The 11,526-nt window shown below is 64.2% G+C and carries 9 protein-coding genes; 5 read left to right on the plus strand and 4 right to left on the minus strand.

The features are described 5' to 3' along the window. Window positions 1-140: 140 nt before the first annotated feature. The 3 genes from folD (at window position 141) to LB515_RS06740 (ending at window position 3,900) form a co-directional block, all read left to right on the plus strand. A complete protein-coding gene (gene folD, locus LB515_RS06730) occupies window positions 141-1,040 on the plus strand; it encodes a bifunctional methylenetetrahydrofolate dehydrogenase/methenyltetrahydrofolate cyclohydrolase FolD (protein WP_224707179.1) in 900 nt (299 codons plus the stop codon). Between the two features lie 109 nt (window positions 1,041-1,149). Further along, complete coding sequence (locus LB515_RS06735) at window positions 1,150-2,157, plus strand: GlxA family transcriptional regulator (RefSeq protein WP_224532557.1); 1,008 nt, start codon at window positions 1,150-1,152, stop codon at window positions 2,155-2,157. A gap of 87 nt (window positions 2,158-2,244) precedes the next feature. Continuing rightward, a complete protein-coding gene (locus LB515_RS06740) occupies window positions 2,245-3,900 on the plus strand; it encodes a vWA domain-containing protein (RefSeq protein WP_224707180.1) in 1,656 nt (551 codons plus the stop codon). Between the two features lie 72 nt (window positions 3,901-3,972). Here the strand turns inward: LB515_RS06740 and edd are convergent, their stop codons facing one another. The 3 genes from edd to zwf all read right to left on the minus strand — a co-directional run bounded on the left by edd (window position 3,973) and on the right by zwf (window position 8,025). After that, window positions 3,973-5,796: a phosphogluconate dehydratase gene (gene edd / locus LB515_RS06745; RefSeq protein ID WP_224707182.1), complete on the minus strand. Its 1,824-nt coding sequence runs from the start codon at window positions 5,794-5,796 to the stop codon at window positions 3,973-3,975. Window positions 5,797-5,857: 61 nt separating this feature from the next. Further along, a complete protein-coding gene (gene pgl, locus LB515_RS06750) occupies window positions 5,858-6,574 on the minus strand; it encodes a 6-phosphogluconolactonase (protein ID WP_224707184.1) in 717 nt (238 codons plus the stop codon). After that, on the minus strand, window positions 6,556-8,025 hold the full coding sequence (zwf, locus tag LB515_RS06755; protein ID WP_095765640.1) for a glucose-6-phosphate dehydrogenase: 1,470 nt from the start codon (window positions 8,023-8,025) through the stop codon (window positions 6,556-6,558). The genes pgl and zwf overlap by 19 nt, the downstream gene beginning before the upstream one ends. Before the next feature lie 304 nt (window positions 8,026-8,329). Here zwf and LB515_RS06760 point away from each other — a divergent pair, with 304 nt between their 5' ends. Together LB515_RS06760 and LB515_RS06765 are read left to right on the plus strand one after the other, a co-directional pair. After that, complete coding sequence (locus LB515_RS06760) at window positions 8,330-9,076, plus strand: SDR family oxidoreductase (protein ID WP_224707185.1); 747 nt, start codon at window positions 8,330-8,332, stop codon at window positions 9,074-9,076. A 130-nt stretch (window positions 9,077-9,206) separates the two neighbouring features. Beyond that, complete coding sequence (locus LB515_RS06765; protein ID WP_224707186.1) at window positions 9,207-10,517, plus strand: Mur ligase family protein; 1,311 nt, start codon at window positions 9,207-9,209, stop codon at window positions 10,515-10,517. On the opposite strand, the gene LB515_RS06770 is transcribed toward LB515_RS06765, so the two are convergent. After that, on the minus strand, window positions 10,501-11,391 hold the full coding sequence (locus tag LB515_RS06770; protein ID WP_224707187.1) for an SH3 domain-containing protein: 891 nt from the start codon (window positions 11,389-11,391) through the stop codon (window positions 10,501-10,503). The genes LB515_RS06765 and LB515_RS06770 overlap by 17 nt on opposite strands. Window positions 11,392-11,526: the final 135 nt, after the last annotated feature.

Here is an 11,526-nt window from a genome sequence, read left to right on the forward strand (position 1 = left end):
GGGATTGCCTTGTCGAATTTTCGTGAAAATGCCGCGCTGCATTCCGGCCGCAAGCGTCTCGCTTTGGCGGATCGACAATGCCGATCGGGGAAATGGGGCCGTGCATCGATGCGGCCTCGAAGCGAAGCTGAGGGTTAGTGATGGCCGAAGTGATTGATGGAAAGCGTGTCGCCGAGGACGTGGTTTCGAAGGTCAAAGCTCTGACCGCGGAGCTGTCGGCCAAAGGAGCCACCAAGCCCGGCCTTGCGGTGGTGATCGTCGGCGAGGATCCGGCAAGCCAGGTCTATGTCGCTTCGAAATCGCGCACCGCCAAGGAATGCGGCTTCCATTCGCTTCAGCATACGCTGCCGGCCGACACCACCGAGGAACAGTTGCTGACGATCATCGGCGACCTCAACGCCGATAAGTCGATCCACGGCATCCTCGTGCAACTGCCGCTTCCCGGTCATATCGACGCCGGCAAGGTGATCCAGACGATCGCACCGGAAAAGGATGTCGACGGCTTCCACTTCATCAATGTCGGCAAGCTCGGCACCGGCGAGCTCGACACGGCCTTCGTGCCCTGCACGCCGGCAGGCTCCATGCTGTTGATCGAGCGGGTGCGCGGCAAGGACCTTTCCGGCCTCAACGCCGTCGTCGTCGGTCGCTCCAACATCGTCGGCAAGCCGATGGCCAACCTGCTGCTCGCCGCCAACTGCACGGTCACCATTGCCCACAGCCGCACCAGGGACCTGCCGGCGCTTGCCCGCACCGCCGATATCCTGGTCGCCGCGGTCGGCCGTCCGGAAATGGTCAAGGGCGATTGGGTCAAGCCTGGCGCGACCGTCATCGACGTCGGCATCAACCGCATCCCCGCGCCCGAAAAGGGCGAAGGCAAGAGCCGCCTGGTCGGCGACGTCGCCTATCCCGAAGCGGCCAAGCTCGCGGGCGCCATCACGCCGGTGCCGGGCGGCGTGGGACCGATGACCATTGCCATGCTGATGGCGAACACTGTAGCTTCCGCCTACCTCGCGGCCGGGTTGAAGCGGCCGTCCTTCTGATTTGAGAAAGCCTCGGCATTGCCGAACCTGACCGCTCCCCAGCATTTTGCAGCCAAGTGGAACCACTTGGCGCTGCACAAATGCGGCTGAAATAAAGGGACAGAGCGGGATGCCCCACTCGAACCAGTCGCATCCCGTTCTCGAGCGGCCGATGACGAGCGATCCCGTTCAGGGCGGCCGCCAGTTCGGCTTCCTCTTGGTCGACAAATTCTCGATGTTCTCGCTGGCGGCCGCCATCGACTGCTTCCGCTCGGCGAACCGACTGCTCGGCCGCGATTTCTATGGCTGGACGACGATCTCGGCCGACGGCGACGCGGTCATGGCCTCGAACGGCCTGCCGTTGAAGATCGACTATTCGGTCGCCGACATGCCGCCGGTCGACATCCTGTTCGTTTCGGTCGGCCTCTCCATCGAATTTCCCGGCAAGAGCAAGGTTCTGGCGGCGCTGCGCAGCTGGGGCCGGCGCGGCAATGCGCTCGGCGCTCTGTCGGTCGGCTCTTATCTCCTGGCCGAAGCCGGGCAGCTCGACGGCTATCGCTGCACCATCCATTGGGAGAACCGCGCCGGCTTCATGGAGCGTTTCCCCGACATCAACTGCACCGGCAACGTCTTCGAGATCGACCGCAAGCGTTACACCTGTGCCGGCGGCACCACCTCGATCGACCTGATGCTGGAGATCGTGCGCGGCGATTTCGGCTCCAACCTCGCCAACGGCGTCGCCAACCAGTTCCAGCACGAGCGCATACGCTCGGCCGGCGACCGCCAGCGCGTCGGCCCCGAGCGGGACCTCACCGGCAAGTCGGAAAAGCTGAGGCGCATCGTCGAATTGATGGCCGATCATCTCGACGAGCCGCTGTCGGCGGTGCAGCTCGCCAAATCGGCGGGGCTGTCGGTGCGCCAGGTCGAGCGCCTGTTCCTGCGCCATTTGAGCGTCACCCCCGGCCGCTACTATATGCGGCTGCGGCTCGAACGCGCGCGCGAATTGCTGCGCCAGACCAACATGCCGATTCTCGACGTGGCGATCGCCACCGGCTTCACCTCGCACTCCTATTTCGCCCAGAGTTACCGGCTGCAGTTCGGCCGTCCGCCATCGGAAGAGCGGCGCACCACTTATTGAGTGACTCGCCGGCCTTCGGACTTGTCTCCGAATGCCGCCTCAAATAGCTTTCGCAACGCGGACGAGGGTTGCTCTCAGGAGATTTCCATGGCGGGACTGATACGGAGCGTCGCTGCGGCGCTCCTGCTTTTGTCGATGACCGGTTTCGGCTTTGCCGCCAACAAGGTCATCATCATCCTTGATGCATCAGGCTCGATGTGGGCCCAGATCGACGGCAAGCCGAAGCTGGAGATCGCGCGTGAATCGCTGCGCACGGTGCTTCAGTCGGTTCCCGCCGACGACGAGATCGGCTTCATGGCCTATGGCCATCGCACCAAAGGTAGTTGCGACGACATCGAGCTGATCGTGCCGCCGCAGGCCGGTTCAGCCAGCGCCATCTCGTCAGCAGCCGACAGCATGAAATTCCTCGGCAAGACGCCGCTCACGGCCGCCGTCAAGCAGGCGGCGGAAGCGCTGAAATACACCGAGGACAAGGCCACCGTCGTCCTCATCACCGACGGGCTCGAGACCTGCGGCGGCGATCCTTGCGCACTCGGCAAGGAGCTGAAGGAAAGCGGCATCGACTTCACCGCCGATGTCGTCGGCTTCGGCCTGACCGCCGACGAAGGCAAGCAGATCGCCTGCCTCGCCGAAAACACCGGCGGCAAATACATCCAGGCCTCCGACGAGAAGGCGCTGCAGGAAGCCCTGGTCGAGACCGTCGCGGCTCCCGCGCCGGCCCTTGCGCCAGCTCCCGAACCGGCGCCGGCACCCGAGCCCTCCAAGCCTGAATTCAACTTCACGCCGAGCGTGGTCATGGCCGAGGGCGGCGATCCGATTACCGACGGCAATGCCTGGGAGATCTACAAGGCGAAGTCCGACGGCACGCGCGGCGACCAGGTCATGACCGAATATGGCGTGCTCAAGACCAATCTCGAGCCGGGCGACTACCTCATCGTCGGCCGCGACGACGAGGCAAGGAGCGAGCAGAAGATCAAGATAGAGGCTGGCAAGACCTACAGCCCGCTGTTCACGCTGAACGCCGGCACTTTGGTCATCCATCCGCATGCTAGCCAGGGCTCGGAGATCAGCGGCGAAGCGCGTGTCGACTTCGCCTATCCTGGCGGCAGCACCACGCACTATGGCGACGCCAAGGCGACCGTCCCCGCCGGCGAGCAGAAGGTGACGGTGCAGATCGGCGCCGGCACTGCGACCGAGACCGTCCAGCTTGCTGCCGGGCAGACCGTCGAGAAGGACATCGTCGTCGGCGTTGGTCATGCCGTGCTCAACGCCTACTACACCGCCGGCGGCGACAAGGCCGACAATTCCGGCATCGGCTTCGAGGTCGTCAAGGCGAAGAAGAAGATCGACGGCTCGCGTGAAAGCGTGGAGCATTCCTACGGACCTGACAGCAAATTCTGGCTGCCGCCGGACGACTATGTCGCGCTCACCACGCTCGATCTCGCCGTCGTCGAGCAGCCCTTCAGCATCAAGGCCGGCGACAATCAGGACGTGAAGGTGGCTCTCGGCGCCGGCGTGCTGGCGATGTCGGCGCCCGGCGCCTATTCGATCGAGGTGCTCTCGTCAAAGAAGGATATCGAGGGCAAGCGCAAGTCGCTGGGCCTGACCTACGGTGATAGCTGGCAACAGGCGATCCCCGCCGGCGACTATGTGGTCGTGCGCCACATGTCCGCTGAAGGCCAGGAGAAGGAACTGCCGGTGACGATCAAGGCCGGCGAGCGCACCGAGATCACCGTTCAGTAGGCGTGGTTAGCGAACGAACGAAAAAGGGCGGCTCCGAGCCGCCCTTTTTCGTAAGGCACATTGGGGAAGACGTCAGGCGTTGCCAAACGCGGCGGCTCCATGATCGGCCCGCCCGACCAACTGCCGGAAGCCTGCGAACAGCTCGCGGCCGAAGCCGAACTCGTTGCGGATGAGGTCGGCGTCGGCCGTGCGGCGCAGCGCGAATTCCGTCCCCGGCACCAGCACTTCCAGCGTGCCGGCATCGGCGTCTAGCCGGATGATATCGCCGTCATGGATCCTGGCGATCGGTCCGTCCTCGACCGCTTCCGGCGTCACATGGATCGCTGCCGGCACCTTGCCGGAAGCGCCCGACATGCGCCCGTCGGTCACCAGCGCCACGCGCTGGCCACGGTCCTGCAGGATGCCGAGCACCGTGGTCAGCTTGTGCAGTTCCGGCATGCCGTTGGCCTTCGGCCCCTGGAACCGGATGACAGCAATGAAATCGCCGGTAAGCTGGCCGGCCTTGAAAGCGTCATTGAGGCCCTGCTGGCTGTCGAACACCTTGGCCGGCGCCTCGATGACGCGACGTTCGGGCTTGACCGCAGAGGTCTTGATCACGGCATGGCCGAGATTGCCGGCCAGCACTTTCAAGCCACCCGTCGGCTGGAACGCTTTCTTGACCGGCGCCAGCACCTTCTCGTCGCCGCTGTTGAGCGGCGCCGCTTCGCGCACGACGCTGCCGTCTTCGCCAAGCCTCGCCTCGACCGCGTAGGGCCGCAGGCCTTCGCCCCACACCGTCTGCACATCCTCGTGCAACAGGCCTTCGTCGAGCAACTCGCGGATCAGGAAGCCGAGTCCGCCTGCCGCGTGGAAGTGGTTCACGTCGGCAAGCCCGTTCGGATAGACGCGCGCGAGCAGCGGCACGGCCTCCGACAGGTCGGAAATGTCCTGCCAGGTGAGCGCAATGCCGGCGGCGGCGGCCATGGCGATCAGGTGGATCGTATGGTTGGTCGAGCCGCCGGTGGCGTGCAGGCCGACGAGGCCGTTGACGATCGAGCGTTCGTCGATCATGCGCCCGACCGGCGTATACGCATTGCCGAGCGCGGTGATCGCCAACGCCCGTTTGGCCGCTTCCCTGGTCAGCGCGTCGCGCAGCGGCGTGCCCGGATTGACGAAGGACGCGCCGGGCGTATGCAGGCCCATGATTTCCATCAGCATCTGGTTCGAATTGGCGGTGCCGTAGAAGGTGCAGGTGCCCGGCCCGTGATAAGACTTGGACTCCGCCTCAAGCAGTTCGGCGCGGCCGACCTTGCCTTCGGCATAAAGCTGGCGGATCCTGGCCTTCTCGTCATTCGCGAGACCGGTCGTCATCGGCCCGGCCGGAATGAAGACGGCCGGCAGATGCCCGAAGGTAAGCGCCGCGATCACCAGCCCGGGCACGATCTTGTCGCAGACGCCGAGGAAGACGGCCGCGTCGAACATGTTGTGCGACAGGCCGATCGCCGCCGCCATGGCGATCACGTCGCGTGAGAACAGCGACAGCTCCATGCCGGGCTGGCCTTGGGTGACGCCGTCGCACATCGCCGGCACGCCGCCGGCGACCTGGGCGATGCCGCCTGCCTCGCGCGCGGCTTCCTTGATCAGTGCCGGGAACGTCTCGAAGGGCTGATGCGCCGACAGCATGTCATTGTAGGAGGTGATGATGCCGAGGTTCGGCACGCGGTCGCCCCCGAGCGCGATCTTTTCGGATGGGCTGCACACGGCAAAACCGTGGGCGAGATTGCCGCAGCCCAGCACCGCGCGGTTGGCGGTGCGGCTGGAAGCCTCCGCGATACGGCCGAGATAGGCTTCGCGGCCGGCCCTCGAACGTTGGCGGATGCGTTCCGTGATGGTTTCGATGTCGCGTCTGGCTGTCATGGTCCGTCCTTTCGAGCCCGGCAACGTCCTCCCTCTGCCGCCGGGCTGTCCTCATCTGAAATCAGGGTGCCCAGAACACCTCTATCGGTCTAGGCGCCGCCTCGATCACTCTGCGGATGGGCTTCTTTGCGCCAGGACCCATCGCGCCGTTGAACGCGGCGCGCTTGTCCTCGCCTTCGATGTGGAGCGCAACGAAGCCGGCGGCGACGATGCGCGCCATCGACAGCGTGAGCCGCGGCTCGCCCCCGCTTGCCGCATGCACCGGCAGCACGATCCGCTGTGAGGCCGGGTCGAGCAATTCCTCGAGATTGCCGGCATCCGGGAAGAAGGATGCCGTATGGCCGTCGCCGCCCATGCCGAGGATCACCACGTCGAGCGGCCAGGGCAGCGCCCGCAGCGCTTCGCTGTCCATCGCCGCTGCATCCTCGATGCTCGCCGCCTCGTGGTAGAGCGGCACGAAGCGCGCCGCAGCGGCCTTGTTCTGGAGCAGGTTCGCCGCCACCAGCCCCGCATTCGAACGCGGCGAGGACGGCGGCACGAAGCGCTCGTCGACCAGCGTCACGGTGACTTTGTCCCAGGTGATGGGCGCGGTCGACAGCACGGCGAACAATTTCGCCGGAGTGGTGCCGCCGGACACCGCGAGCAGCGCCGTGCCGCGTTCCGCGATGGCGCTGGTCAACCGGTCTGAGATCTCACCGGCAAGCGCCGTCGCCAGGTGCTGACGGTCGGCAAAGCCGTTCCAGCCGTAGCGGGCTTCGCTCAGTTGCTCTCGTGCCATGTCCGTCCGTCACGTTCGATGAGCGCGATCGAGGCCGATGGCCCCCAGGTTCCGGCGGTATAGCCTTGAGCTTCCTGCCGGGCGCTTTCCCAGGCGTTCTGGATCGGGTCGATCCATTTCCATGCCGCCTCGACTTCGTCGCGGCGCATGAACAGCGTCTGGTTGCCGCGCACCACATCCATGATCAGCCGCTCATAAGCGTCCGGCGCACGGCCTTGGAACGACTGCGCGAAGCTCATGTCGAGCGAGATCTGCCGCAGCCGCATGCCGCCCGGTCCCGGGTCCTTGATCATGATGAACTGCTTCACCCCCTCATCCGGCTGCAGCCGGATGACCAGCTGGTTGGGGAAGATCGGCCCGGCGCTGTCGCCGAAGATGGAATAGGGGATCGGCTTGAACTCGATGACGATTTCCGAGACGCGGGTGGCGAGCCGTTTGCCGGTCCTCAGATAGAAGGGAACGCCGGCCCAGCGCCAGTTGCCGATCTCGGCCTTCACGGCGACGAAGGTCTCGGTGTTGCTGTCCTTGCCGAGCTCCTCGACATAGCCCTTGACCGGCCCGCCGGCCGAAGCGCCGGCGCGATACTGACCGCGCACCGTGTGCTTCGGCGCCTCGTTGCCGTTGATGCGCTTCAGTGCCCTCAGCACCTTCAGTTTCTCGTCGCGCACCGCATCGGCGTCCATCGACGACGGCGTTTCCATGGCCACCAGGCAGAGCAGCTGCAGGATGTGGTTCTGCACCATGTCGCGCAACGCGCCTGCCTTGTCGTAGTAGGTGACGCGATCCTCAAGACCCACGGTCTCGGCGACCGTGATCTGAACATGGTCGATCTGGGCGGAGTTCCACAACGGCTCGTAGAGCGCATTGGCAAAGCGCAGCGCCATCAGGTTCTGCACCGTTTCCTTGCCGAGATAGTGGTCGATGCGGAAGATCTGGCTTTCGTGGAAATCGTCACCGACAGCGTCATTGAGCGCCCGCGCCGAGGTGAGGTCGCGGCCGATCGGCTTTTCCAGCACGATGCGCGAGTTCGGCGTGATCAGCTTGTGCTCCTTGAGCTGGTGCGAAATGTCGCCGAACAGCGCCGGCGCCACCGCAAGGTAGAAGGCGCGGATGCGGTCGCTGTCGCCGATTGCTTTCTTCAGCTTGTCGAAGCCGGCGCCAGTGGTTGCGTCCGCCGACACGTAGGAGAGCCTTGCCAGGAATATCTCCAACTCCTTCGGATCGATATCGGCAGGCTTCACATGATCTGATATCGCCTTCTTGGCGAAGCCCTGGAATTCGGCATCGGTCATTTTGGCGCGCGAGGTGCCGATGATGCGCGTCGGCTCGGAGAACTGGTGGCCGCACTGGCGATAGTAGAGCGATGGCAGGAGCTTGCGTTCCGACAGGTCGCCGGTGCCGCCGAAGATGATGAAGTCGAATGGGTCGACAGGGATGATCTGGCTGGTCATGGTCAGTCCGATTTGATGCCGGGCGCCGGCAGCGTGGTTGGTATATTCTAATCGATTTAAATTTTCCAGTGCCATGGTGTCACATGCGAGGACCAATGGCTTGCACTTGCATCGGTCCACATGTTTCCCGACACTCACGCCGCCGGCAGGCCTGTCGGCAAGCCATGGCTTCCGGAAGCGTTCGCGGCTGCAGCATAGAACGCGAATGTGACGAAAGCTAAGGAAGATGTAACCTGGCGCGCGACGTGCCGGGCGGCAGATGGAAAAGTACGTCAAGCTGCGGAATCCAAAGAGCAGGAAAACCATGCGTCTGGAAAACAAAGTCGCCGTCATCACCGGCGCAGCGTCGGGCTTCGGCGAAGGCATGGCCAAGCGCTTTGCCGAAGAGGGCGCGCGCGTGGTCGTCGCCGACCTCAACGCCAGGGGCGCCGAGCGGGTGGCCGAAGAGATCGGCGAGAGCGCCATCTGGACCCAGACCGACGTTTCCCTGCGCTCCGAATTCGACGAGATGATCTATGCCGCCAAGAGTGCCTTCGGTCGCATCGACATCATGGTCAACAATGCGGGCTTCACCCATCGCAACGGCGATATGCTCGGCGTCGATGAGGAAACCTTCGATCTGATCACCGCCGTCAACATGAAGGCGATCTACCACGCGGCGCTTGCCGTCGTGCCGATCATGCACCGCCAGGGCGGCGGCGTCATCCTGACCACGGCCTCCACGGCCGGGCTTCGGCCGCGGCCGGGTCTGACCTGGTACAACGCCTCCAAGGGCTGGGCGATCACCGCCACCAAGTCGATGGCGGTCGAACTGGCGCCGAAGAACATCCGCGTCAACTGCCTCTGCCCGGTCGCCGGCGAGACCGGCATGCTGGAGAAGTTCATGGGCGCCGACACGCCTGAAATCCGCGAAAAGTTTCGCGCCTCGATCCCGCTCGGACGGCTCTCGACACCGCTCGACATCGCCAACGCGGCGCTGTGGCTGGCCTCGGATGAAGCCGCCTTCATCACCGGCGTGGCGCTGGAGGTCGATGGCGGGCGTTGTATCTGAGCCGCTCCAGGAAGCACATCGCGGTTTCCGCTCCTGGTTGCGGTGAACGAATGGATTGGCGCCGGCCGAGCTCCGGTTTGACTTGATGTTCCGCCGAAGGAATAACGGATCGGGGTAGGGGAACTGGCGGGTGGTTAAGGTCAGGCTGCGCGAAATTGGCAACGACCTCGGCTGGCGATTGCGTCGCTATCGGGCAGAGCGTGCGCGTGCGCGAAGCAAGGCGACCTTCATCGGCATAACCGGCAGCTCCGGCAAATCGACGGCAACGAGCTTGCTTGGTCATATCCTAGCCAGTCACGGCACGGTCCATACCCAAGTTCTAGCCAACACGCTCAAGGCACTTGTCCGCACGCTCTACAAGCGGATGAAACGTGCGGGCAAGGTCGACTATGTCGTCTTCGAAGCCGGCGCGTTTGAGCCCGGCTCAATCCGGTCGATGGCGCAGATGCTGAGGCCGGACGTAGCGGTCGTAACGATGGTCAGGCTGGAGCACGTCACTCAATTCCGGACCCTGGATGCTGTCGCCCAGGAAAAGAGAGCGCTGGTTGGGGCGTTGTCGCCGGGCGGACTCGCGATCTTGAACGCCGACGACCCGCATGTGCTTGATATGGCTTCGGGCGCAAGGTGCCGCGTGGCGACTTTCGGTCAGTCGGAAGCCGCGGACTACCGTGTAACAAACATCCATGCCGCCTATCCGGATCTGCTCAGATTTTCACTTCGCTGGCGCGGCGGCGACATAGACATGCAGACACGATTTCCTGGCGAGCACTTCTGGCTGCCGGCGGCCGCCGCCGCCGTCACGGCGCTGGAACTTGGTGTCCCGCCGGAAAAAATCGCCGCAAGGACAGCATCCTTCGAACCCCTGGCCAACCGCTGCGCGGTGCTGGTGATCGATCGGGGTCCACAGTTCATAGTCGATGCCGCCAAAGCGCCCTGGCATTCGCTGAACATTGCGTTCGAGATGATGGCCAAAGCCAAGGCCGTTCGCAAACGGATCGTCGTCGGACAGATTTCCGACTATACCGGTTCGTCGAGAAAGTATGGCGCTGCTTACGGTATCGCGCGCGACGTCGCCGACGAGGTCATCTATACCGGCGACAATGCCCATCGCTCACGCGCCAGCCAGGCGGATCGGGACAGTGGCCGTTTGATTGAGCTTCGCACCCCGAAGGAAGTCTCAGATCACATCAAGCAGACGGCTGTCCCCGGAGAACTGATCCTGCTGAAGAGCTCCGGCAATCTTCATCTGGAGAGGGTCGCGCTTGCCTGGACGCACGATGTCAGATGCTGGATACCAGCGTGCGGCAAGAAGGAAGGGTGTTCTGCTTGCGGCCTCTACGAAGTGCCGTTCGAGGAACACAAGTCCTTCGTGGCAAATCGCCGGCTTGAACGCAGAAGACGCCGTTTCGGATGGCTGCTTGGCCTCACGCGCCGGTCTTGACGTAGCTTTTGTAGACCCAGCCGTGCTTGCCGTTATAGACGATCTCGCACCATTTCTTACAATTCATCACCTGCACCGATGCCTTGGCCGGCACCGTGGTGATTGCGGCGGCACCTTTCTTCGGGCCTGAGCGCATGGTCACGGCCCTCAAGACGCGCCCGTTTGCCGCCGCGCTGGCTTTTTGAGTTTTCGGCTCAGGCTGCGCCGAGCTGTCCGTCGCTGCCGGCTGCGTATCTGGAACCTGCGGCTTGGCTTCGGGAATGGCGGCGGTTTGGGCGCCATCCATCGTGTCGCCCGGCTTCTTCGCTGCCGCTGCTGTCTCGCTGGCGGAACCGGCGACCTGCGACAGCGCGTTCGCGGCGTCGTTCTCGGCATCGGCCTCGGCAAAGGCGGTATCGGTCGATTGCGCGGGGGCCGCGCCGGCGGCCTGCTTGGATGGAGCTGGCTGGTTCTCGGCCGGGGCAGGTGGCGTCTTGGCGTCGGGAGCCGTCCAGCGAGGGTTGTTTGATGCCAGGGCCGGAATAGTGGCTTCGCGGGCCGCCGTCGTGGGCGTTACTGCATCCCCCTTGCGCGCGGCCTGCGGCGCCGTCGCCACGGTGACCGCCGCTGCCGCCGGAGCGACTTTCGTGGTCTTCACCGGAATCGCCGGAACGGTCTGCTCGGCACTCGCCGCGGCCACTTGCCGGTCGCTGCCCGGAAAGCATAGCCATAGCGCCACCGCGGCCACGCCGATCAGCGCGGCGGTGCCGACCGCTGCAATGACCAGATGCGCGTTCGACTGTACCTTCTGCCAGAAGGATGGCCGTACGTTATAGCCGAACTGCATTGTGAAGCGCTGCCGTTCCGGCGCGCCGAAACTGAAGGGCTCGTTCACTCAAACCACCTCCAACAAGCGGGCCGACGTTCTTTCGATCATTGCCGTAACCATCGGCTTCGATCGGCATCGGTCCCTAAATCACTGCGGACAAAGCCCGCGAAATCCCCGGATTTTCGCCCATGATTGCACCTT

It is taken from the genome of Mesorhizobium sp. CA15, assembly GCF_020165215.1.
Taxonomy (GTDB): Bacteria; Pseudomonadota; Alphaproteobacteria; order Rhizobiales; family Rhizobiaceae; genus Mesorhizobium.

What these genes read in the sequence shown, in the direction of transcription:
- LB515_RS06735 (WP_224532557.1), top strand. Translation starts at nt 1,150, where the DNA reads ATGCCCCACTCGAACCAGTCGCATCCCGTTCTCGAGCGGCCGATGACG.
- LB515_RS06760 (WP_224707185.1), top strand. Translation starts at nt 8,330, where the DNA reads ATGCGTCTGGAAAACAAAGTCGCCGTCATCACCGGCGCAGCGTCGGGC.
- LB515_RS06740 (WP_224707180.1), top strand. Translation starts at nt 2,245, where the DNA reads ATGGCGGGACTGATACGGAGCGTCGCTGCGGCGCTCCTGCTTTTGTCG.
- pgl (WP_224707184.1), bottom strand. Translation starts at nt 6,574, where the DNA reads ATGGCACGAGAGCAACTGAGCGAAGCCCGCTACGGCTGGAACGGCTTT.
- zwf (WP_095765640.1), bottom strand. Translation starts at nt 8,025, where the DNA reads ATGACCAGCCAGATCATCCCTGTCGACCCATTCGACTTCATCATCTTC.
- edd (WP_224707182.1), bottom strand. Translation starts at nt 5,796, where the DNA reads ATGACAGCCAGACGCGACATCGAAACCATCACGGAACGCATCCGCCAA.
- folD (WP_224707179.1), top strand. Translation starts at nt 141, where the DNA reads ATGGCCGAAGTGATTGATGGAAAGCGTGTCGCCGAGGACGTGGTTTCG.